The organism is Micromonospora narathiwatensis, from assembly GCF_900089605.1.
GTDB classification, from domain to species: domain Bacteria; phylum Actinomycetota; class Actinomycetes; order Mycobacteriales; family Micromonosporaceae; genus Micromonospora; species Micromonospora narathiwatensis.
This window is the reverse complement of sequence record NZ_LT594324.1, coordinates 5,475,321-5,497,292: the sequence shown is the minus strand read 5'-3', so window position 1 is coordinate 5,497,292 and position 21,972 is coordinate 5,475,321. Positions and strand designations below refer to the sequence as shown.

Annotated in this window: 17 protein-coding genes; 11 read left to right on the top strand and 6 right to left on the bottom strand. The window is 73.8% G+C overall.

Annotated elements, in window-relative coordinates:
* Positions 1–5 precede the first annotated feature (5 nt).
* A complete protein-coding gene (locus tag GA0070621_RS24100; protein WP_091200028.1) occupies positions 6–1,214 on the top strand; it encodes a cation:proton antiporter in 1,209 nt (402 codons plus the stop codon).
* A gap of 170 nt (positions 1,215–1,384) precedes the next feature.
* Positions 1,385–1,813: a hypothetical protein gene (locus GA0070621_RS24095; RefSeq protein WP_091200026.1), complete on the top strand. Its 429-nt coding sequence runs from the start codon at positions 1,385–1,387 to the stop codon at positions 1,811–1,813.
* Positions 1,814–1,942: 129 nt separating this feature from the next.
* On the opposite strand, the gene GA0070621_RS24090 is transcribed toward GA0070621_RS24095, so the two are convergent.
* From GA0070621_RS24090 to dnaK, 5 genes are all read right to left on the bottom strand, one after another.
* A complete protein-coding gene (locus GA0070621_RS24090) occupies positions 1,943–2,152 on the bottom strand; it encodes a hypothetical protein (protein WP_091200024.1) in 210 nt (69 codons plus the stop codon).
* Positions 2,153–2,326: 174 nt separating this feature from the next.
* Positions 2,327–2,767, bottom strand: a complete 441-nt coding sequence (locus GA0070621_RS24085) for a heat shock protein transcriptional repressor HspR (protein WP_091200022.1) — start codon at positions 2,765–2,767, stop codon at positions 2,327–2,329.
* 30 nt (positions 2,768–2,797) lie between these two features.
* Positions 2,798–3,979 (bottom strand): molecular chaperone DnaJ, encoded by a 1,182-nt coding sequence (gene dnaJ / locus GA0070621_RS24080; protein ID WP_091200019.1) that lies wholly within the window; start codon positions 3,977–3,979, stop codon positions 2,798–2,800.
* 79 nt (positions 3,980–4,058) lie between these two features.
* Positions 4,059–4,811 carry a nucleotide exchange factor GrpE gene (grpE, locus tag GA0070621_RS24075; protein WP_091200017.1) on the bottom strand — a complete coding sequence of 251 codons (753 nt, stop codon included), beginning with the start codon at positions 4,809–4,811 and terminating at the stop codon, positions 4,059–4,061.
* A gap of 46 nt (positions 4,812–4,857) precedes the next feature.
* Positions 4,858–6,705, bottom strand: a complete 1,848-nt coding sequence (gene dnaK, locus GA0070621_RS24070) for a molecular chaperone DnaK (RefSeq protein WP_091200015.1) — start codon at positions 6,703–6,705, stop codon at positions 4,858–4,860.
* Positions 6,706–6,915: 210 nt separating this feature from the next.
* On the opposite strand from dnaK, the gene GA0070621_RS24065 reads away from it, so the two are divergent.
* From GA0070621_RS24065 to GA0070621_RS24055, 3 genes are read left to right on the top strand one after another with little or no spacing between them, the layout of a single operon-like run.
* Positions 6,916–8,754: a GTPase family protein gene (locus tag GA0070621_RS24065; protein WP_091200013.1), complete on the top strand. Its 1,839-nt coding sequence runs from the start codon at positions 6,916–6,918 to the stop codon at positions 8,752–8,754.
* Between the two features lie 46 nt (positions 8,755–8,800).
* Positions 8,801–10,459: a GTPase gene (locus tag GA0070621_RS24060; RefSeq protein WP_091202793.1), complete on the top strand. Its 1,659-nt coding sequence runs from the start codon at positions 8,801–8,803 to the stop codon at positions 10,457–10,459.
* 52 nt (positions 10,460–10,511) lie between these two features.
* Positions 10,512–11,735: a hypothetical protein gene (locus GA0070621_RS24055; RefSeq protein WP_091200011.1), complete on the top strand. Its 1,224-nt coding sequence runs from the start codon at positions 10,512–10,514 to the stop codon at positions 11,733–11,735.
* Here GA0070621_RS24055 and GA0070621_RS24050 read toward each other — a convergent pair.
* Positions 11,716–12,462, bottom strand: a complete 747-nt coding sequence (locus tag GA0070621_RS24050; RefSeq protein WP_157740037.1) for a hypothetical protein — start codon at positions 12,460–12,462, stop codon at positions 11,716–11,718. The two genes, GA0070621_RS24055 and GA0070621_RS24050, sit on opposite strands and share 20 nt — an antisense overlap.
* Positions 12,463–12,950: 488 nt before the next feature.
* Here GA0070621_RS24050 and pdhA point away from each other — a divergent pair, with 488 nt between their 5' ends.
* The 6 genes from pdhA (at position 12,951) to GA0070621_RS24025 (ending at position 21,939) form a co-directional block, all read left to right on the top strand.
* Positions 12,951–14,129, top strand: a complete 1,179-nt coding sequence (gene pdhA / locus GA0070621_RS24045) for a pyruvate dehydrogenase (acetyl-transferring) E1 component subunit alpha (protein ID WP_091200007.1) — start codon at positions 12,951–12,953, stop codon at positions 14,127–14,129.
* Positions 14,129–15,118 carry an alpha-ketoacid dehydrogenase subunit beta gene (locus GA0070621_RS24040; RefSeq protein ID WP_091200005.1) on the top strand — a complete coding sequence of 330 codons (990 nt, stop codon included), beginning with the start codon at positions 14,129–14,131 and terminating at the stop codon, positions 15,116–15,118. The genes pdhA and GA0070621_RS24040 overlap by 1 nt, the downstream gene beginning before the upstream one ends.
* A 5-nt stretch (positions 15,119–15,123) precedes the next feature.
* Positions 15,124–16,581, top strand: coding sequence for a dihydrolipoamide acetyltransferase family protein (locus GA0070621_RS24035; RefSeq protein ID WP_091200003.1), 1,458 nt, complete (start codon positions 15,124–15,126; stop codon positions 16,579–16,581).
* Between the two features lie 221 nt (positions 16,582–16,802).
* Positions 16,803–16,940, top strand: a complete 138-nt coding sequence (locus GA0070621_RS30160) for a hypothetical protein (RefSeq protein WP_167667266.1) — start codon at positions 16,803–16,805, stop codon at positions 16,938–16,940.
* A gap of 348 nt (positions 16,941–17,288) precedes the next feature.
* Positions 17,289–19,985 carry an LppU/SCO3897 family protein gene (locus GA0070621_RS24030; protein ID WP_091200000.1) on the top strand — a complete coding sequence of 899 codons (2,697 nt, stop codon included), beginning with the start codon at positions 17,289–17,291 and terminating at the stop codon, positions 19,983–19,985.
* Positions 19,986–20,103: 118 nt separating this feature from the next.
* Positions 20,104–21,939 carry an NHL domain-containing thioredoxin family protein gene (locus GA0070621_RS24025; RefSeq protein ID WP_091199998.1) on the top strand — a complete coding sequence of 612 codons (1,836 nt, stop codon included), beginning with the start codon at positions 20,104–20,106 and terminating at the stop codon, positions 21,937–21,939.
* Positions 21,940–21,972 lie beyond the last annotated feature (33 nt).

The window sequence follows — 21,972 nt, the reverse complement described above, 5'->3', positions numbered from 1 at the left end:
CGCGGATGCACGAAACCACAACTCTGCTCGTCGAGGTCGGCGCGCTGCTGCTCCTGCTCGGCCTGCTCGGCCGGCTCAGCCGCCGCTTCGGCGTCTCGCCCATCCCCCTCTATCTGATCGCCGGCCTGGCCTTCGGTCAGGGCGGCCTGCTGCCGCTCAACGCCAGTGAGGAGTTCTTCGCCGTCGGCGCGGAGATCGGCGTGATCCTGCTGCTGGTCATGCTCGGCCTGGAATACAGCGCCGGCGAACTGGTGGGGAACCTCCGCTCGGCGGCCCCGGCCGGCCTGATCGACGCGGTGCTCAACGCGCTGCCCGGCTTCGCCTTCGCACTGATACTCGGCTGGGGCTGGCTGGCCGCCGTGGTGCTCGCCGGCGTCACCTGGGTCTCCTCGTCCGGAGTGATCGCCAAGGTGCTCGGCGACCTCGGCCGGGTCGGTAACCGGGAGACCCCGGTGATCCTCTCGGTCCTGGTGATCGAAGACCTGGCGATGGCCCTCTACCTGCCGCTGCTCACCGCGCTGCTCGCCGGGATCGGCCTGATCAAGGGCGGCATGGCGCTCGCCGTCGCGGTGCTCACCGTGATCGCCGTGCTGTTCGTCGCCATCCGGTACGGCCACCTGATCTCGACGGCGCTCTCCGCGAAGGACCCGGAGGCGCTACTGCTCGGGGTGCTCGGCCTGACCCTGCTGGTCGCCGGTGTCGCGGCCAAGCTCCAGGTCTCCGCGGCGGTCGGGGCGTTCCTGGTCGGCATCGCCCTCTCCGGGCCGGTGGCGCACCACGCCACCGAACTGCTGTCGCCACTACGGGATCTCTTCGCGGCGGTCTTCTTCGTGTTCTTCGGGCTGGTCACCAACCCGATGGACATGCCCCCGGTACTGCTTCCGGCACTGGCGCTGGCCGTGGTGACCATGGGAACGAAGTTGCTCACCGGTTATCTGGCCGCCCGGCGGGCCGGAATCGCCGAACCCGGTCGATGGCGTGCCGGTTTCGCGCTCACCCCGCGCGGCGAGTTCTCCATCGTCATCGCCGGGCTCGCCGTCGCCGCCGCGCAACCGGTGGAGCCCAAGCTGGCGGCGCTCGCCACGGCGTACGTGCTCATCACCGTGGTGGCCGGCCCGCTGCTGGCCCGGCTGCCCGACACACCCTGGTTCAAGGGCTGGTTGCGTCGGCGTACCGCCGCCCGGCCGCCCGCGCCGGTGCCGGCCGCCGACTGAGTCCGTCGGGCCAGGTCGGCCTAATGGTCGACCTGGCCCGGCCAACGGTTGCCGAATTGGTTCCGGGAAGGTCTACCGCCGGTACGCGGAACCGCGTTACCGTGTCGCCCCAGCAGCCAGGTTCCGCGGGTGGTCCGGTGCCCCCGCCAGCGGCGACGGAAGGTTGGCCGGTGAGCGTGCAGGAGGAGACGTTCCGCGGCTTCGCCAACCCGGTCGATCCGTCGCCGGCCGAGCTGCGCACGTGGGCCTATCAGCCGAACTCCGTACCGTTGACCTCCATGCCCCCGGACTGGGATCTGCTGGTCTCCGGTGACCACCTGGTGGGGACGCTCTTCGAGCTGGCCATGGACGCGGCCTGCCCGGCCCGCCGATTCGCCCTGCACTGCCTCTACATCTACGCCGCCGACGGCATCCGGACGAACTTCCGGGCCCACCCGAAGCGCCGATTCCGCAAGCTGGTCGAGCAGGCCGAGCGGGCCGGCGACGAGCTGATGCGCAACTGGGCGCACAACAGCCGGGTGCTGCTCGCCCGCCCGGACCTCTTCGTCTATCGCGACTGGTGCGAGGGCGGCCTGGTCCGAGAGAACCGCCGACTCTAGCTCCCACGTCCCTTGCGACGGCGAACGGGCCGGGACTCCCGCGCGGATCACCGCGTCCCGGCCAGCACCCCTACGACGGCGAACGGGCCGGGACCCCCCGTGGGTCCCGGCCCGCACGCCGACGGATCGTCAGCTCGGCGATCCGCCCTGCTTTCGGCGCCGTTCGTCGGCCCTGGCCCGGTCGATGCCGTGGTCCACCTGGTCGAGAAAGAGCCCGTCCCTGATCCTGTCGGTGAAGGTGGTGTCGGTGATCCGGGCAAATCGCTCGCGGACGTTCTTGGCCACTTCCTCAAGCCGGTCCTCTGCCGTCTGCGCCACCTTTTTCGCCGATTCCGCCACGGCTCCCCCCGCCAAAGTCCGTCCGGATTGAGCCGCTTGGGCCTGATTCACAGATTAGCCAACCACCCCACCCTTCACCCCCCATTCCGCACAGGCCGCCCCCGCAGCCAGGCCGGGGCGTGCCCTAACGGGCACGCCCCGGCCTGGGAGCGGTACGGGGATAGCGGGAACGGGTCAGCGTTCGCCGGTGCGGCGGGGGCGCCAGACCACCAGCGCCGTCGAGGTGCGGTTGGTGGGTACGAGGTCGCCGCGCGGGAAGCCGCCGAGCGACTCCAGCTCGGCGATCCGGCGGTAGGCGGCGTCCAACTCCGCTTCCAGCCGGGCCACCCGCTGCTGGGCCTCCTCCAGCAGCCGCTCCAGGCCAATGATCCGCTTGACTCCGGCCAGGTTGATCCCGTCGTCCTGACTCAGTCGCTGCACCTCGCGGAGCAGCACCACGTCCCGCACGCTGTAGCGGCGCCCCCCGCCGGACGCCCGGCCGGCCTGCACCAGGCCCAGCCGGTCGTACTGGCGCAGGGTCTGCGGGTGCATTCCCGCCATCCGCGCCGCCACCGAGATCATCAGGACCTTGGCCTCGTAGGCCGGGTCACCCGAGCCGACGAACTCGTCCGACATCCCCGCTCACCTCCGCTGCCTTTCACCCGGTCAACTGAACCGACGCACCCGAGCGTCGAGATGTTCCCGCGCGGCGGGCGGAGTCTGCTCCGTGAACGCCTCCAGCGCCGCCCGCGCCTCGTCCGACACCTTCGCCGGGACCACCACGTCAAGGGTGACCAGCAGATCACCGGCCCGGCCGTCCTTGCGTACGACGCCCTTGCCCCGGGCCCGCAGCACCCGACCGCTCGGCGTACCCGGCGGCACCCGGAGGGTCACCGTGCCGTCCAGGGTCGGCACCCGCAGGTCGGTGCCGAGCACCGCCTCCGCGAAGGTGATCGGCACGGTCAGGGTGAGATCGTCCCCGGCGCGCCCGAACAGCTCGTCCGGGCGGACCTTCACCTGCACGAACAGGTCGCCCGCCGGCCCGCCACGCTCGCCGGGCTCACCCCGGCCGGCCAGCCGGATGCGCTGGCCGTCGGCCACCCCGGCGGGGAAGCGGACGTTCAGGGTACGGGTCTTGGTGACCCCGCCGCTGCCATGGCACTCCGGGCACTTCTCCTCGACGACCGTGCCGACGCCCTGGCAGTTGCGGCACGGCTCGGAGAAGCTGAACGACCCCTGGTTGCGGGTGGTCACCCCGGCACCGTGGCAGACCGGACACGCCTTCGGCTGGGTGCCGGGCTTGGCTCCGGTGCCGTGGCAGGTCTCGCAGACCCCGGCGGAGCGCAGCGTCAGCGGGAGGGTCACCCCGCGTACGGCGTCGGTGAAGTCGAGCGCCACCTCGGTCTCGACGTCCCGGCCGCGGGCCGGACCGCGGGCGCGGGCCGCGCCGCCGGCACCCCCGCCGGTGAAGATCGAGCCGAACAGGTCGCCCAGACCGCCACCGCCGAACCGGGCCTCGCCGCCGGCCGCGCCGCCGAACAGGTCGGAGACGTCGAACGGCGCACCGCCCGGCTGGGCGCCACCGCGAGCGTTGCGGCGGAACGCGCCCGAGCCGAACAGGGAACGCATCTCGTCGTACTCGCGGCGCTTCCTCTCGTCGCCGACCACCGCGTACGCCTCGGAGACGGCCTTGAACCGCTCCTCCGCCTTCGGGTCACCTGGGTTGTGGTCGGGGTGCGACTCCCGGGCCAGTTTCCGGTACGACTTCTTGATCTCGTCCGAGGAGGCGGACTTCTCCACGCCCAGCACGGCGTAGTAGTCCTTCTCGACCCAGTCCTTGGAACTCATCCGTCCACCCCCTTCCACGGGACGTACCCCGGTCGTCCCGCCCGCCCGGTGCGGGCGGGCGGGACGGCACGGGTCGGCACTACTGCGGGTCGGCGACCGCGACCATTGCCGGCCGCAGCAGCCGCTCGCCGAGCTGGTAGCCGCGGCGCATGACCTGCACGCAGGTCGGTTCGGTGACATCGGCGGAGGTCTGGTGGGCCACCGCCTCGTGCAGAGTGGGGTCGAACGGGTCGCCCTGCTCACCGAACGCGGTCAGCCCGAACTTGCCCAGCGCGGTGGTGAGCTGCTCGGCCACCGAGCCGAACCCGCCCACCAGGTCGCCGTGCTCCCGGGCCCGGTCCAGGTCGTCGAGGATCGGCAGCAGCGCGGTGAGCACGCTGCCGATCGCCTGCTCCTGGACCAGGTTGCGGTCCCGGTCGACCCGCTTGCGGTAGTTGGCGTACTCGGCCGTCACCCGCTGGAGGTCGCGGGTCCGCTCGTCCAACTCGGCCCGTACCGCCTCCAGTTCGACGCCGAGCGGCGCCTCCGGCTCAACCGCCTCCTCGGTCGGCTCGGCCGGCGCGTCGACCACGGGCGGGCCGGAGACCGGGGCCTCGGTCTCGATCTCGTCGACGACGACCTCGGTCTCCTCGACCAGCCCCTCGGCCGGCGCGTCGGCGGCGGCGTCGGCTGCCGCCGCGGCGGCCCCGCTCCGCTCGCCGGCCTTGCCGATCTTGCGCTTGTCACGGATGACGACCCGCGGCTCCTCGCCGGCGTCCTGCCCAGCCTTCGCGGAGCCACCCGGCGCCGACCCGGTGGCTGCCGGGTCAGCGGCTCGTGGCTTCTCCGTCATGCGGTTACCTCATCCCCTGCCGTGCGAACGTGTCCGGGACCGAACGTCACTTCTTGTCCTCGTCCACGATCTCCGCGTCGACCACGTCGTCGGCGCCGCCGGCCGGCTTGCCACCGGTCTCACCCGCGCCCGGCCCGGTCGCCCCCGGAGCCTGCTCGCCCTGCTGCGCGTAAAGCAGCGAGCCGGCCTGCTGGGAGACCTGCGCCAGCTTCTCGTGCGCGGCCTTGATCTTGTCGATGTCCTGGCCACCGAGCGCGCTACGCAGCTCGCCGAGGGCCTCGTTGAGCTGGTCGCGGTTCTCGCTGGGCAGCTTGTCGCCGCTCTCGGCGAGGAACTTCTCGGTCTGCCACTGGAGCGCCTCGGCCACGTTGCGGGTCTCCGCGTCGTCGCGCCGGCGCTTGTCCTCCTCGGCGTGCTCCTCGGCGTCCCGGCGCATCCGCTCGATGTCGTCCTTCGGCAGCGAGGAGCCGCCGGTGATCGTCATCTTCTGTTCCTTGCCGGTGCCCAGGTCCTTGGCGTGCACGTTGACGATGCCGTTGGCGTCGATGTCGAAGGTGACCTCGATCTGCGGAACGCCGCGCGGCGCCGGCGGAAGGCCGGTCAGCTCGAAGGTGCCGAGCTTCTTGTTGTAGGCCGCGATCTCCCGCTCGCCCTGGAAGACCTGGATCAGCACCGACGGCTGGTTGTCGTCGGCCGTGGTGAAGACCTCGGAGCGCTTGGTCGGGATGGTGGTGTTGCGCTCGATGAGCTTGGTGAAGATGCCGCCCTTGGTCTCGATGCCCAGGCTCAGCGGGGTCACGTCGAGCAGCAGGACGTCCTTCACCTCGCCCTTGAGCACACCGGCCTGCAGGGCGGCGCCGACGGCCACGACCTCGTCCGGGTTCACGCCCTTGTTGGGGTCCCTGCCGGTGAGCTGCTTGACCAGGTCGGTCACGGCCGGCATCCGGGTCGAGCCGCCGACCAGGATGACGTGCTCGACGTCCGCGACCTTGATCCCGGCGTCCTTCACGGCCTGCTCGAACGGGCCCTTGCAGCGGTCCAGCAGGTCCTGCGTCATGCGCTGGAACTCGGCGCGGGTCAGGGTCACGTCGAGGTGCAGCGGCCCCGCCGAACCGGCGGTGATGTACGGCAGGTTGATGTTGGTGGTGGCGGCGGCGGACAGCTCGATCTTGGCCTTCTCGGCCGCCTCCTTGAGCCGCTGCATGGCCATCTTGTCCTGGGACAGGTCGATGCCGTGCTCGCCACGGAAGGTCTTCACCAGGTGGTCGATGATCCGCTGGTCCCAGTCGTCACCGCCGAGGTGGTTGTCACCGCTGGTCGACTTGACCTCGATGACGCCCTCGGCCAACTCCAGCAGCGACACGTCGAAGGTGCCGCCACCCAGGTCGAAGACCAGGACGGTCTGCTCCTTGGAACCCTTGTCGAGGCCGTAGGCCAGGGCGGCCGCGGTCGGCTCGTTGACGATCCGCAGCACGTTGAAGCCGGCGATCTCACCGGCCTCCTTGGTGGCCTGACGCTGGCCGTCGTTGAAGTAGGCGGGGACGGTGATCACCGCGTCGGTGATCTGCTCGCCCAGGTACGCCTCGGCGTCCCGCTTGAGCTTCATCAGCGTCCGGGCCGAGATCTCCTGCGGGGTGTACTTCTTGCCGTCGATGTCGACGGTCCAGTTGGTGCCGATCTCCCGCTTGACCGAGCGGATGGTCCGGTCGGGGTTGGTCACCGCCTGGCGCTTGGCGACCTCACCGACGAGCACCTCGCCGTTGCGGGCGAACGCGACGATCGAGGGGGTCGTCCGGGAGCCCTCAGCGTTGGCGATGACGGTGGGCTCACCGCCCTCGAGAACGCTGACGCAGGAGTTCGTCGTGCCGAGGTCGATGCCGACCGCACGTGCCATGTTCGCTTCCTCGCTTCGTAACGGGTGAGCAGGTCAAGGGGCCTGCCCCGGCGGGTCGCCCGCAGCGACCGCACCACAAGTTGAGTGAACTTGACTCAATAGTGCCACGCCGCCGGCAAACCGCAAGTCGAGGTTGAGTCGACCCGACGCAACCTGATCGTTCTTACCGTCTGGTTGTCTTACCTTGCGTCGGTCGGGCACGCTTTAGCCGTGACGACGCATGGCGATTCCGCCACCCGTTCCGGCGCGCCCGCCGTCGCAGCCCGCACCGGCCCCGCCACGGGGGACGACCCGCCCGCCAGACACGCGGAGGATCTGCCCAACGCGCTCGCCGGCCTGCGGGCCGCGATCGAGGCGGCCCGGTTCCCGCTGGTCCTGCCCTCGGCGGAACCGGCCCGACACGCCGCCGCCGGCCTCTCCCACCAGCTCGACGACTACCTGCTGCCCCGGCTCGCCCGCCTCGACGCCCCACTGCTGGTGGTCGTCGGCGGCTCGACCGGCGCGGGCAAGTCGACCCTGGTAAACAGCCTGGTCCAGGCGCGGGTGAGCGCCGCCGGGGTGCTGCGCCCCACCACCCGTTCGCCGGTGCTGGTCTGCAACCCGGCCGACGCCGCCTGGTTCCGCCAGGGCGACCTGCTGCCCGGCCTGACCCGGACCAACGAGCCGACCGAGGACCCGGGCACCCTGCACCTGGTCACCGCCCCCGCGCTGCCGGCCGGGCTGGCCTTCCTCGACGCGCCCGACATCGACTCGGTGGTCGACGCCAACCGGGCGCTCGCCGGGCAGCTGCTGGCCGCCGCCGACCTCTGGCTCTTCGTCACCACCGCCGCCCGGTACGCCGACGCCGTCCCCTGGGAGCTACTGCGCGGCGCCCGCGCCCGGGGCACCGTGATCGCCATGGTCCTGGACCGGGTGCCCCCGGAGGCGGCCGACGAGGTCGCCGCCCACCTGTCGGAGATGCTCGCCGCCCAGGACCTGGCCGCAGCGCCACTCTTCGTACTGCCGGAGACCTGGGTCGACGGGCAGGGGCTGCTGCCCGAGCGGGTCACCGCCCCACTCAGTTCCTGGTTCGCCCGGCTCGCCGCGGACGCCGAGGCCCGGTCCGCCGTGGTCCGGCAGACGCTGGACGGCGCGCTGGCCGCCCTGCATCCCGCCGTGGTGGAGCTGGCCGAGGCGGCCGACGAGCAGGTCACCGCCGCCGACGCGCTGGACGAACGGGTACGGGCGGCGTACCGGGCGGCGGAGCGGACCGTCGACCAGGGGCTCAAGGACGGCCGGCTGCTCCGCGGCGAGGTGCTGGCCCGCTGGCAGGAGTTCGTCGGCACCGGCGAGTTCTTCCGCACGCTGGAGGCGCGGATCGGCCGGCTGCGCGACCGGGTGGTCGCCGCGGTCACCGGGCGTCCGGCTCCCGCCGCCGAGCTGCGTACGGCGATCGAGTCCCAGCTCGTGACGCTGTTGCGCGGGGTGGCCGCCGAGGCGGCGGAGACCGCGTACACCGGGTGGAAGGCGCACCCGGCCGGCACGGAGCTGCTCGAACCGGGGCTCGCCCACGCCTCGGACGGCCTGCCCGGGCGCGCCGAGCGGCTGGTCCGCGACTGGCAGCGGGGGGTGCTGGAACTGGTCCAGGCCGAGGGGGGCGACCGCCGCTTCGTGGCCCGTACGGCCGCGTACGCGGTCAACGCGACCGGGTTGGCCGTCATGGTCGCGGTCTTCGCCTCCACCGCCTTCATCCCGACCGGGTTGGAGGTCGCCACCGGCGCCGGCACCGCGGTCGCCGGGCAGGCCGTCCTCCAGGCGATCTTCGGCGACCAGGCGGTCCGGAATCTGGCGACCAAGGCCCGGCGAGACCTGCTCGATCAGATCGGCGCGCTGCTGGCCGAGGAGGCCGGCCGGTTCCTCGCCCGTACCGAGGCGGCCCGGCCGGCCGCCGAGACCGGCGCCGCCCTGCGCCGGGCCGCCGGCGAGGTGGAGAAGGCCCGGCACCGCAGTGGCCTGACCCGGACCGGCGGGCCGGTGCTGCCGGCCGTCAACCCGGGTGGCACCCGGTGAGCGCGCCACAGGACGGGGGCCGCCGGTGAGCAGCATCGCCGGTCGGATGCGGGAGGCGTTCCGGGGCGAGCAGCGGGTCGACCCCGACGCGCTGATCGCGCGGCTGGGGGCGCTCCAGCGCTTCCTCGGGGCGGTGGACGGTCAGGTGCCCGACGCCCAACTGGTCGCCGCGCACACCGTGGTCGAGCGGGCCAGCACCCGGCTCGCCCTCTCCGGGCACCACACCGTGGTCGCCCTGGCCGGGGCGACCGGCAGCGGCAAGTCGAGCCTGTTCAACGCCCTGGCCCGGCTGGACCTCTCGCCGGTCGGCGTACGCCGGCCGACGACCGGGGTGGCGCACGCCTGTGTGTGGGGGCCGCTGGACGGGGCGTCCCGGCTGCTCGACTGGCTCGGGGTGCTGCCCCGGCACCGGTTCGTCCGGGAGAGCGCCCTCGACGGCGACGACGAGGCGGCACTGCACGGCCTGGTCCTGCTGGACCTGCCCGACTTCGACTCGGTGCAGCGCGGCCACCAACTGGAGGTGGATCGGCTGCTCGGTCTGGTCGACCTGGTGGTCTGGGTGGTCGACCCGCAGAAGTACGCCGACCGTGTGATCCACACCAGCTACCTGCGCGAGTTCCACCGGCACCGGGACGTGACGGTGGTGGTGCTCAACCAGGCCGACCGGCTGCCCCCGGCCGAGCTGCCCCGGGTCCTCGACGACCTGCGCCGGCTGCTCGACGCCGACGGTCTGACCGGGGTGCCGCTGCTGCCCACGGTCGCGGTGGACCCGGCCGGGCTGGACAGGCTCCGCCCGGAGTTGGAGCGTACGGTCGCCGAACGGCAGGCCGCGCTGCGCCGGCTGGCCGGCGACGTGGACACCGTGGTGGCCGGGCTGGAGCCGCTGGTCGGGCCGGTGGCGTCCCGTACCGGCCCGGGTGACGCCACGGCGCGGGAACTCACCGCGGCACTGGCCGGGGCGGCCGGGGCGCCGACCGTGGCCGAGGCGGTGGAGGCCGCGTACCGGCATCGGGCCGGCGGGACGACGGGCTGGCCGCTGGTACGCGGCTGGCGGCGGCTCCGGCCGGACCCGCTGCGCCGGCTGCACCTGCCCGCCGGGGGCGCCGACGCGCCGGCGGAGAGCCTGGTCGCGGCGACCTCCGTACCCGATCCCACCGCCGCGCAGCGCTCGGCGCTCAACCTGGCCATCCGCGCGGTTGCCGACCGCTGCGCCGCCGACCTGCCGGCCCCCTGGCCGGCCGCGGTGACCGCCGCGGCCCGGTCCCGGCTGGCCGACCTGCCGGACGCGCTGGACCACGCGGTGGCCGCCACCGACCTGGGCATGGCACGGCGACCGGCCTGGTGGCGCGTGGTCGGCGCCCTCCAGTGGCTGGTCACCGTCACCGCGGCGGCCGGGCTGGGGTGGCTGGTGCTCGGCTACGTGCTGCGAGCGCTCGGTCTGCCCGCGCTGGTGTACCCACGGCTCGGCGAGGTGCCCTGGCCGACCGTGCTGCTCCTCGGCGGTCTGCTCGCCGGGCTGCTGGTCGCGGCGCTGGCCCGGCCGGTGATCGGGTGGGCGGCGCGACGCGCCCGGCAGCGGGCCGAACGCCGGCTGACGCTCTCGGTGGGCAGCGTCGGCGAGAAGTACGTGCTGGATCCGGTCTGGGCGGTGCTGGCCCGGTACGCGGAGGCCCGGGAGACGCTGCGGGAGGCCGCCCGGCGCTGAGCCCGGCGTGCTGAGCAGTGCCCGGACCGGCCGAGCGGCGTAGGGTCGGGGCATGGCCACGCCACAGACCCCTTACGAGGCGGTGCTGCACGCCGCTCGCGACGTGACGAGGCTCGACTCCGCCCTCGACGCGGAGATGCTCGGCGCCGCGCTGCTCGGCAGTGTCTACGCCGTCGCGGAGACCGACCGGGAGACCGCCGTCCGCGAGTTCGTCGCCGGGTTCCTCGCCGCCACGTCGCGCCGGCGCAGCGCCGCCGCCACCACCATCCGCGCCGTCTTCGCCGCGCTGGTCCCGGACGCCGAGGGCGCCGCCCGGGTCCGCCCCGGCGCGTACGCCCCGGCCTGGGCCGGGCAGCTCGGGCGGGTGCACCTCACCGGCGCCTGGGCGTACGGGGACGTCTACGGCGATCAGACGTCGTACCTGGCCACGTTCGCCTACGACGACGCCGAGGGCGGGCCGGAGCATGCCGTGGTGGCCCTGGTCGACCACAACATCGGCATCACCAAGGACGTCTTCGTCGGCGGACCGGCCGGGCGGATCGTCGAGCAGGCCCGGGAGATCTGCACCGAGGACGAGTTCACCTGGTTCCGCACCGAGGACCCGGCCCGGATGCACACGGAGGTGACCCGCCACCTGGGGGTCACCGACGACCTCGGCGAGCTGCCCGCCCAGGGCTCGTTGGCCACCGACCGGGTGCTGGTCGGCGCGCGGCTGGCCGCCCTGCCCGGTCTAGCTGTCGCCGCCGGGGCGCGGGAGGTTCCACCGCCCACCGACGAGGAGCGGACCCGGTTGGTCCGGGCCTTCCTCGGCTCGCCGGAGGCCGCCCGGTTCGCCCTGGACGCGGTGGCCGACGCGGAACTGGCGTCGCTGCACTTCTGCCTGGGCCTGCTGCTCGACCACTCGGCGAGCTTCCCGGACGCCGACCCGATGCGCTGGAGCCCGACGGTCGCCGAGCTGTTCCTGCTCGACTGGGTGCACCGTCGGGCCGTGCTGGACATGGACGACGCCGCGCTGCTGCCCCGGGTGCTGCGCGGCTGGGCTGCGTACGCGGCCCGCCAGCGGGGGCTGCCGGCCGCGGCGGCCCGCCGCACGGACGAGGCGATCGAGGAGATGGTCCCCGAGTTCGCCCGGCTCTACAGCACCGGCGAGCGGCGCAGCCCGGCTACGGCAGCGGTCGCCCAGCTGATGGCCGACGGCGTCGATCCGGACGACCCGGCCGCGCTGGACGCCTGGATCGAGGCCAACCGGCACCGCCTCACCGACGACCCGGCCTGAGCCGGCTCACCAGAGGGTCGGGCCGGCGGGGGCCGGCGGTCGACTCGGGCGGGTCCTCCGGCGCGCTGGTCGACGACGGGGAGCCGGCGGAGTCGGTCGGCGTCGGTTCCGGGCCGGCGGTGGTCGGAGGATCGCCCGTCGGCCCGGAAAGGGTGCTGGTCGGCTCGCCCGTGGGGCTCGGTGACGGATCCGGCGTGGCCGGTTCGGAGGCGGACGGCGACGGCGACGGCGGGGGGACCCGTGGCGGGCGCGGCGAGGCGGTGGGTGTGGCGCGGACGGGGCCGGGGGTGTGCGCCGGCACGGCCGGCCGGGTTCCCTGGTGCGCGCCGAGGTCGCGGTCGTCGGGCAGCGCCGGGGCGGCCGGCGCCAGCACCGGCACGGGCCGGGGCACGCCCGTGGCGCCGGGGGTCCGGCCGGGCGGGAGCGGGGGTTGGGTCCCGTCGGGCAGGGGAACCACCACCGGGCCGACCGAGGGAGTCGGAATGAACGGGGTGCTGTTGTCCGGCAGGGCGCTGTTGCCCACGGTGGCCGACCCGGTGCTGATCGCGGCCAGGATCGGCATGGACGCGGTACCGGCGAGCAGTGCGACGGTGAAGAGGTAGCCACGGCTCGGGCCGCCCAGGCCGGGCGCGCGGTGCGCCCCGATCACCCGGCGGTAGCCATCCTGCGGTGCCGTCCGGTGGCGGCCGAGGAAGGGCGCACCGGGATCTCCCGCTGGCTCGGACACCGGCACTCACTCCTCATACGTCGACAGGGGCAGGCCACCGCCCCAGATATTCGGCCCGAACTAGGACAGAACCGACAGCAGCCAGCTTGCCCCAGTGACCCTCAGTTCACCAGGCGCCACAGCGTGTCGACACACCGGTTGTGCGTCGTCCGCGGCCCGGCTCAAGCGACAAAACCTCCATCCGTCGCGAACCAGACGGAACCTCACGGGCAGGGGAGGCCATACTGTGGGACCCCTCACCTCCTCTGCAATCATTCAGGCACGACGGCAACGCAGCCGCCACCTCCGCGCATCCTGCGGCTGGTGCGGAACGGCGCCGGCGCTCCCGGGCCGGGTCGCTCCATGCACCCGGCTCACGCCGCGCGGCAACCCTCACCGGGGCTAGGCGCGGCCGCCAGGAAACCAGCCCGGCTCGAGCCGGGCGGCGCATGATGTGCGCCGGCACGGGTCACCCCCGACACCGGCGCAGACCAGACAGGGAGAGACGGATGGCAAAGGGCGACCCCGGGGTCACCACCCGCGGCCGGCGGGCCGCACCCCGTTCCAAGCGTGCCGCCGTAGCAGGCGAGCCGGAACTCGTACAGCTGCTCACGCCCGAGGGCGAGCGGATCGAAAGCGCGCTCGGCCCGGACGGGACCGAGTACCGCGTCGACTTCACCGACGAGGAGTACCGCGGGCTCTACCGCGACCTCGTGCTGGTCCGCAAGCTCGACGCCGAGGCGACCGCCCTGCAACGCCAGGGCGAGCTGGGCCTCTGGGCCAGTCTGCTGGGCCAGGAGGCGGCGCAGGTCGGCGCCGGCCGGGCACTGCGTACGCAGGACATGGCCTTCCCGACCTACCGGGAGCACGGCGTCCTCTACTGCCGGGGCATCGACCCGATCATGCCGCTCGGCCTGTTCCGCGGGGTCGACCAGGGCGGTTGGGACCCGAACGAGTTCAAGTTCAACATGTACACGATCGTCATCGGGGCGCAGACCCTGCACGCGGCCGGGTACGCCATGGGCGTCGCCATGGACGGCAAGACCGGCGGCGACGACGGCGAGGCGGTGATCGCCTTCTTCGGTGACGGCGCCACCAGCCAGGGCGACGTCAACGAGTCGTTCGTCTGGGCCAGCGTCTTCAACGCCCCGCTGGTGTTCTTCTGCCAGAACAACCAGTACGCCATCTCGGAGCCGCTGGAGCGGCAGACCCGCGTCCCGCTGTACAAGCGGGCGGCCGGCTTCGGCTTCCCCGGCGTCCGGGTGGACGGCAACGACGTGCTCGCGTCGTACGCGGTGACCCGGCACGCGCTGGACAACGCGCGGCACGGCCAGGGGCCGAGCCTGATCGAGGCGTACACGTACCGGATGGGGGCGCACACCACCTCCGACGACCCCACCCGCTACCGGATCGCCAGCGAGGTCGAGGCCTGGCAGGCCAAGGACCCGATCGCCCGGATGAAGGCGTTCCTGACCAAGCAGCAGATCGCCGACGAGTCGTTCTTCACCGAGGTCGACGAGCAGGCCCGCACCGAGTCCGTGCACCTGCGCGAGCGGGTGCTCGCCATGCCCGACCCGGAGCCGGTGACCATGTTCGACCACGTCTACCCGAACGGGTCGCCCGAGCTCGACGAGCAGCGGCAGCAGTTCAGCAAGTACCTGGCTTCGTTCGAGGGGAGCGCGCACTGATGGCCACGGAGACCCTCACCCTCGGCAAGGCCCTCAACACCGGTCTGCGCAAGGCCATGGAGAACGACCCGAAGGTCGTCATCATGGGCGAGGACGTCGGCAAGCTCGGCGGCGTGTTCCGGATCACCGACGGCCTCCAGAAGGACTTCGGCGACCAGCGGGTGATCGACACCCCGCTCGCCGAGTCCGGCATCATCGGCACCGCGGTCGGCCTGGCCATCCGCGGCTTCCGGCCGGTCTGCGAGATCCAGTTCGACGGCTTCGTCTACCCGGCGTACGACCAGATCGTGTCGCAGGTGGCGAAGCTGCACTACCGCTCGCAGGGCAAGGTGCGGATCCCGATGGTCATCCGGATCCCGTACGGCGGCGGCATCGGCGCGGTCGAGCACCACTCGGAGTCGCCGGAGGCGTACTTCGCGCACACCGCCGGTCTGAAGGTGGTGACCTGCGCGAACTCGCAGGACGCGTACTCGATGATCCAGCAGGCCATCGCCTCGGACGACCCGATCGTGTTCCTGGAGCCCAAGCGGCGCTACTGGGAGAAGGGCCCGGTCGAGCTGGACGCCCCGCTGTCCGAGGCGTACCCGCTGCACTCGGCCCGGGTCGCCCGGCCGGGCACCGACGCCACCGTGCTGGCGTACGGGCCGATGGTGCGGACCGCCCTGGACGCGGCCACCGCCGCCGCCGAGGACGGCCGGGAGCTGGAGGTCATCGACCTGCGCACGCTCTCCCCGCTGGACCTGTCCGCCGCGTACGAGTCGGTGCGGCGCACCGGCCGCTGCGTGGTCGTCCACGAGGCTCCGGGCAACCTGGGCCTCGGTTCCGAGATCGCGGCCCGGATCACCGAGGAGTGCTTCTACTCCCTGGAGTCCCCGGTGCTGCGGGTCACCGGCTACGACACCCCGTACCCGGCCGCCCGGGTCGAGGAGGAGTACCTGCCCGACCTCGACCGGGTGCTCGACGCCGTCGACCGCACCTTCGGCTGGTGAGCGGAATGTCACGGATCAAGGAGTTCAACCTCCCCGACCTGGGCGAGGGCCTGACCGAGGGCGAGATCCTCGCCTGGCTGGTCAAGGTGGGCGACGTCATCGAGCTGAACCAGCCGATCGTCGAGGTGGAGACCGCCAAGGCGGCGGTCGAGATCCCGGCGAAGTGGGCCGGCCAGGTACAGGCGATCTTCCACCCGGAGGGCACCACCGTCGAGGTCGGCACCCCGATCATCGCGATCGACACCGACCCGGGCGCCGGGCCGATCGAGGAGCCGGCAAGCCTGCCCACCCCGTCGGCGGCCTCGCTGGCCGCCGTCGAGGTCGCCCCCGAGGAGGGCATGGTCGAACCGGGCCTGATCGGCGGTCCCGCCCCGGGTGGGCGTACCGCCGTGCTGGTCGGTTACGGTCCGCGGACCACGGCGGCCAAGCGTCGCCCGCGCAAGGGCGACGCCCCGGCGCAGGCCAAGGCCACCCCGGCCACCCCGGTCCAGGCCGCGCCGGTCCAGGCCGCGCCCACGCCGGTCGCCCCCGTGGCGCCCGCGCCGGCGGTGAACGGCACCGGCCGGTCCGGTGGGCTCGTGCTGGCCAAGCCGCCGGTCCGTAAGCTCGCCAAGGACCTCGGCGTCGACCTGACCGCGCTGACCGGCTCGGGCCCGCTGGGCTCGATCACCCGGGAGGACGTACAGCGGGCCGCCTCGGCCCCGGCGGGGACCGAGCCGCTGACGGTCGCGGCCCCGACCACGACGGCCGCGAGCTTCGGCGCCGACCGCGAGCAGCGCATCCCGGTCAAGGGGGTACGCAAGCTCACCGCCGAGAACATGTCCCGCTCGGCGTTCACCGCCCCGCACGTGACGGAGTTCCTGACCGTCGACGTGACCCGGGCGATGAAGGCCCTGGACCGGCTCCGCGAGCGGCGCGAGTGGCGGGACGTACGCGTCTCCCCGCTGCTGCTGGTCGCCAAGGCGGTGCTGCTGGCGGTCAAGCGCCACCCGATGGTCAACTCGACCTGGGCCGGCGACGAGATCGTGGTCAAGGAGTACGTCAACCTGGGCATCGCGGCGGCCACCGAGCGCGGCCTGATCGTGCCGAACATCAAGGACGCCGGCCGGCTCTCGCTGCGTGAGCTGGCGGACGCGATGACCGAGCTGGTGCAGACCGCCAAGGCCGGCAAGACCTCGCCGGCCGACATGTCCGGCGGGACGCTGACCATCACCAACGTCGGCGTCTTCGGCGTCGACACCGGTACGCCGATCCTGCCCCCGGGCGAGTCCGCGATCCTGGCCTTCGGCGCGGTACGGGAGCTGCCGTGGGTGCACAAGGGCAAGGTCAAGCCGCGCCTGGTCACCACGCTGGGCCTCTCCTTCGACCACCGGATCATCGACGGTGAACTCGGCTCGAAGTTCCTCCGCGACATCGGGGACTTCCTGGCCGATCCGGAGGCGGCGTTGCTCGCCTGGACCTGACGGTCCACGACACCGGCGACGGCCGGTGTGCCAGGGGTGAACTCCCGGCACACCGGCCGTTGCCGTTGGGAGACAAATCATCGGCTCGACAAGGGCGGCGACCTACGATCCTTAGGTCCGTGGTTCAGCTCACCTAATAATCGATGGAAGTTGGCCGCACTATGCGGTTCAATAGAGACATCAAGGGGCTGACAACCGAATAACCAGGAGGAGAGACCCAGATGAGCATGATCGAGCGAATCCGCAACCGCCGCGACGCCAACCGCCGTGCCCGCGCCATCGAGCACGCGCTGCGTTCCGCCAACTCGCCCGCGGTCCGGCAGGAGCTTCTCGCCATCGCCCAGCGTCACCTTGGCTGACGCTCCCGTACCTTTCTCACCTCCTCCAGTCCGAAGACCCGCCCGGTGCGACCGGGCGGGTCTTCGGCGTTCCACGTCGATTGACACCGGGATTCCACCTCGCAGCGACGCCCGGTACGGTGGGGCTCGGTCGCCACCCGCCCGCCCCGGACCGATCGTGCCGACAGAAACCGATCGACAGCGTCCGGTGACGACGAGTAACGACCGGTGCTCCCCCGGGCGCCTCCCGGCGGCCACCCGATACGGTGCGGGGAGCCCGCACGGCCGGTACCCGCCGGCGACGCCGGCAACCAGGCCGACGGTCCCGATCGGCATCGGTGGCCGACATGTGATGGAGGAGGCGCACCCATGACGTCCGAGGCCCCGCACCGACCTGGCCAGGAGCCGGGAGAGGTGTCCCCGGGCGCCGGCGGACCGGCGCCGTACGGCGACCGCCCGGCGCAGCAGGACAACGGGTACCCCGGCGCTGCCGACCTCGGCTGGGCCCCGCCCCCGCCGGCCGGATCATCCGCCCAGCCGGCCCCCGCCTGGGCCACCCCCGACGACCAACGCCCCGCCTGGGCGGAACCGGGCGGCCAGCCCGCCACCGGTCGGGCCACCGCGCAGGTGCCGCCGGCCGGTGAGCCGGGCGCGTGGAACGCTTCCCCCCAGCCCGCCTGGGGTGCGCCGGAACAGGGCGGGCCCGCGTGGGCCGCTCCCGAGCAGGCCGGCCCGGCCTGGGGCGCGCCGGAGCAGGGTACGCCCGCCTGGGCCGCCGCCCCGCCCGCCCCGTCCGGAGAACAGGCGCCCCCCGCGTGGGCCGCCGCCCCGCCGACCGCCTCCCCCGAACCGGCTCTGCCCGCCTGGTCGACCCCGGCCGAGCAGGCCGGGTCCCCGTGGGGCGCCGCCCCCGGACCGGCCGCCGCCCAGAGTGAGCAGCCGGCCTGGGCGCAGCCCGGTGAGCCGGGCGCCCGGGGGGCCGCCCAGGTCCCCACGCCGCAGGAGCCATGGGGTGCCCCCACCGGCCCCACCGGTCAGCCGGACGAGACCAACCACCCCGGCGGCTGGGGCGGACCACCGCAGGACGACCAGCCGGCCTGGGGCCAGCCGACCGAGGCAGCCGCGCCGGCCTGGGCCTCGGCCGAGCCGACGGCCCGCGCCGCCGCCAAGGTTTCGGTGCCGGGCGCACCCGCCGACAACAGCTGGCCGGCGGCACAGGACGACCCGGATCGGTCCGGCGGTTGGGCCGCGGGGCGGGCCGCCGGGCAGGCCGAAGCCCCACAGCCGTCCGCCTGGGGCGCTGCGCAGCTGCACGACCAGGACCGACCGGCGGACGAGCCGGCGCAGGCCGGACGGGCCTCGGCCGCCGTACCGACGCCGGGCGACCGACCGGAGTCCGGCGCCTGGACCCCGGCCCGCGCCAGCGTCTCGGTGCCGGCCGCGGACTCCTCGTCGGCCTGGGGCGGCATGCAGGACAACCCGGCGCAGCGGACGCCCGAGCACCCCGCCATCCCGGACGCCGAGCCCTGGGCGCCGGGTGAGGCGTGGGGCCGGTCCGCCGAGGCCGCTCCGGGCGAGTCGCCGTCGAACGGCTGGGAGCCGGGCCGGGCCGGGGAGGCCCCCATCTACCAGCCCGCCGCGGGCCCGGGCATCTCACCGGCCAACGCGGTGCCGCTGCCGCCGCAGGAGCAGCGGGTGCCGGGTGCCACCCTGGCCGCCTCGCCGCCCACCGACTACGCTCCGCCGGCCCAGTTCGAGCCGGCCGAGCAGGGGTACGAGCCGGAGCAGGCCGGTTGGGGTACGCCGGAGCCGGCGCACGAGGAGCCGCAGTCGCCGGCCGGGCCGGTGGTGCCCGGCCCGCGTACCTCGCCGGAGTCCGGCGCGGCCGGTGCCGTCTCGGCCAGCGCCTCGGTGCCGATGGCCAGCCGGGTGACGCCGCCCACCGACCAGCCCCTGCACCCGGCCGGCGTACCGGCCCCGCAGCCGCGGGTGTACGGCCGGCCGGCCCACGCCGAACCGGAGGAGGTTCCCGGGCAGGACGCCCCGAACGGCTTCCCCGAGTCGGGCCCGCGCTTCGACGAGCCCGGCCCGCCGGCCCGGTTCGAGGAGCCCGACCGTTCGGCGGGTCCCCACGCCTTCGCCGAGGCACCGCTGGCGCCGTCCTCCCCCGCCGGCCCGCCGCCGTTCCCGCCCGGAGTGCCGTCCTTCGTGGACCCGGTCGGCAACAACCGGCCGGTCAACGGGGTGCACCCACAGAGCGACGAGCGCCCCGGCGACCCGTTCGGCGGCCCTGGTCGCCCGGATCCGTTCGGCGTACCCGGCGGCCAGCCCGACCCGTACGGCGTACCCGGCGGCCAGCCCGACCCGTACGGCGCACCCGGCGGCCAGCCCGACCCGTACGGCGCACCCGGCGGCCAGCCCGACCCGTACGGCGCACCCGGCGGCCAGCCCGACCCGTACGGCGCACCCGGCGGCCAGCCCGACCCGTACGGCGCACCCGGTAGTCAGCCCAACCCGTACGGCGCACCGGGCGGCCAGGCCGACCCGTTCGGCGGGCCCGGCAGCGGTCGCGCGTCCGTCGGCGTACCCGGGCCGGGGGCGATGGGCGAGCCGGGTACGGGCGGCTTCCCGCCGCCCCAGCCGGCACCGCCGGCCTGGTCGCAGGCTCCGACCAGCGAGCCGGAGCAGGGCCGCTTCGACGCGTTCAAGCCGGACGCCGAGCCGCAGACCGAGGCGCCCACCCCCAAGGTCCGCAACGGTCGGGTGCTGGCCCTCGTGCTGATCGCGGCGGTGCTGATCCTGGCCGTCCCGCTCGGCCTGCTCACCCTGCTCGGCAAGATCGGTGGCAGCGACGAACAGCCGGCTCCGTTCAACCCGGCTGTGGGTGCCTGCATCAAGCAGTCCGGCACGAGCGCGGCCAAGGCCGACTGCGCCGAGCCGGGCGCGTTCAAGGTCGTCTCCAAGGTCGACTCCAAGGAGAAGTGCGGCGACCCGACCCAGCCGCAGGTGGTGCTCCCCGGTGACGGGACGGACCGGGTGCTCTGCCTGAAGCCGGCCAGCAAGTAGCAGCTCCGCTACGGCGGGGTCACGGTACGCCGTGGCCCCGCCGTCGTACGTTCCGGTGTGATCCTCCCCGCGCCGGGTCTCGGCCGGATCGGTCCGTCCGGTCCGGCAGACTGAGGGCATGAGCGCACGAGTACGGGCACCGGAGCTGCGCGGCCGGGGCTGGCTGAACACGGGCGGCGAGGCCGTCCGTTTGGCTGACCTTCGAGGTCGTATAACCGTCCTAGACTTCTGGACCTTCTGCTGCGTCAACTGCCTGCACGTGCTCGACGAGTTGCGCCCGCTCGAGGAGAAGTACGCCGACGTGCTCGTGGTCATCGGCGTGCACTCGCCCAAGTTCGAGCATGAGAAGGACCCGGACGCGCTGGCGGCGGCCGTCGAGCGGTACGGGGTGCACCACCCGGTGCTCGACGACCCCGAGCTGGACATGTGGCAGCAGTACGCGGCGAAGGCGTGGCCGACCCTGTCCGTGGTCGACCCCGAGGGCTACGTGGTCGCCACCATGGCCGGCGAGGGGCACGCCGAGGGGCTGGCCCGGCTGATCGACGACCTGATCGCCACCCACGAGGCGAAGGGCACCCTGCACCGGGGCGACGGCCCGTACGTCCCGCCGGCGGAACCGGAGACCACGCTGCGCTTTCCCGGCAAGGCCGTGGTGCTCGACGACGGCAACCTGCTGGTCTCGGACTCGGCCCGGCACAGTCTGGTCGAGCTGGCCCCCGACGGCGAGAAGGTGCTGCGCCGGATCGGCGCGGGCACCCGCGGCCACGCCGACGGCCCGGCGGAGAGCGCCACCTTCTCCGAGCCGCAGGGGCTCTGCCTGCTGCCCGCACACGCCGCCGAGGTGGCCGGGTACGACCTCGTCGTCGCGGACACCGTCAACCACCTGCTGCGCGGCGTGAAGCTGGCGACCGGCGAGGTGGTCACGGTGGCCGGCACCGGGCGGCAGTGGCGGTCGACGGTCGACGACCACGCGCACGACGCGCGCTCGGTCGACCTCTCCTCCCCGTGGGACGTCGCCTGGTACGACGGCCGGGTCGTCGTCGCGATGGCCGGCATCCACCAGCTCTGGTGGTTCGACCCGATCAAGCGGACCGCCGGCATGTACGCCGGCACCACTGTCGAGGCGCTGAAGGACGGCCCGCTGCCGGACGTCTGGATGGCCCAGCCCTCCGGCCTCTCCGTCTCCGCCGACGGCTCCCGGCTCTGGCTCGCCGACAGCGAGACCAGCGCGGTCCGGTACGTCGAGGACGGGGTGATGCGCACCGCGGTCGGGCAGGGGCTCTTCGACTTCGGCCACGTCGACGGCCCGGCCGACCGGGCGCTGCTCCAGCACCCGCTGGGGGTGTGCGCGCTGCCGGACGGCTCGGTGCTGATCGCCGACACGTACAACGGGGCGGTGCGCCGCTTCGACCCGGCGACCGACCAGGTGGCCACGGTGGCGGACGGGCTCGCCGAGCCGAGCGACATCGTGCTCACCCCCGAGGGCGAGGTGCTCGTGGTCGAGTCGGCCGCCCACCGGCTGACCCGGCTGGCCCCGGGCGCGCTCAGCGCGGCGGGCGCGAGCACGGTGGACGGCCCGCGGCACAAGCTGGAGCGCAAGCCGACCGACGTGGCGGCGGGCGAGCTGACCCTTGACGTGATCTTCAGCCCGGCACCGGGGCAGAAGCTGGACGAGACGTACGGGCCGTCCACCCGGCTGGTGGTCTCGGCGTCCCCGCCCGAGCTGCTGGTCGAGGGGGCCGGGACGAGCACGGAGCTGTCCCGCCGCCTGGTGATCGACGGGGCGGTGGCCCAGGGCGTGCTCCAGGTGACCGCCCAGGCGGCCACCTGCGACGCCGACGTGGAGCACGCCGCCTGCCACCTGACCCGGCAGGACTGGGGCGTCCCGATCCGCGTGGTCGACGGCGGCGCCACCCGCGTACCCCTGATCCTGCGCGGCCTCGACGACGCCTGACCCGACCCGGCTCGGGGCGGGGCAAGGCGAGGT

Excerpts from the sequence above, each read along its gene's own strand:
- GA0070621_RS24085 (WP_091200022.1), bottom strand. The coding sequence starts at position 2,767 with ATGTCGGACGAGTTCGTCGGCTCGGGTGACCCGGCCTACGAGGCCAAG.
- GA0070621_RS24060 (WP_091202793.1), top strand. The coding sequence starts at position 8,801 with ATGCGGGAGGCGTTCCGGGGCGAGCAGCGGGTCGACCCCGACGCGCTG.
- GA0070621_RS24035 (WP_091200003.1), top strand. The coding sequence starts at position 15,124 with ATGTCACGGATCAAGGAGTTCAACCTCCCCGACCTGGGCGAGGGCCTG.
- GA0070621_RS24055 (WP_091200011.1), top strand. The coding sequence starts at position 10,512 with ATGGCCACGCCACAGACCCCTTACGAGGCGGTGCTGCACGCCGCTCGC.
- GA0070621_RS24040 (WP_091200005.1), top strand. The coding sequence starts at position 14,129 with ATGGCCACGGAGACCCTCACCCTCGGCAAGGCCCTCAACACCGGTCTG.
- pdhA (WP_091200007.1), top strand. The coding sequence starts at position 12,951 with ATGGCAAAGGGCGACCCCGGGGTCACCACCCGCGGCCGGCGGGCCGCA.
- grpE (WP_091200017.1), bottom strand. The coding sequence starts at position 4,811 with ATGACGGAGAAGCCACGAGCCGCTGACCCGGCAGCCACCGGGTCGGCG.
- GA0070621_RS24030 (WP_091200000.1), top strand. The coding sequence starts at position 17,289 with ATGACGTCCGAGGCCCCGCACCGACCTGGCCAGGAGCCGGGAGAGGTG.
- GA0070621_RS24025 (WP_091199998.1), top strand. The coding sequence starts at position 20,104 with ATGAGCGCACGAGTACGGGCACCGGAGCTGCGCGGCCGGGGCTGGCTG.
- GA0070621_RS30160 (WP_167667266.1), top strand. The coding sequence starts at position 16,803 with ATGAGCATGATCGAGCGAATCCGCAACCGCCGCGACGCCAACCGCCGT.
- dnaK (WP_091200015.1), bottom strand. The coding sequence starts at position 6,705 with ATGGCACGTGCGGTCGGCATCGACCTCGGCACGACGAACTCCTGCGTC.
- GA0070621_RS24100 (WP_091200028.1), top strand. The coding sequence starts at position 6 with ATGCACGAAACCACAACTCTGCTCGTCGAGGTCGGCGCGCTGCTGCTC.
- dnaJ (WP_091200019.1), bottom strand. The coding sequence starts at position 3,979 with ATGAGTTCCAAGGACTGGGTCGAGAAGGACTACTACGCCGTGCTGGGC.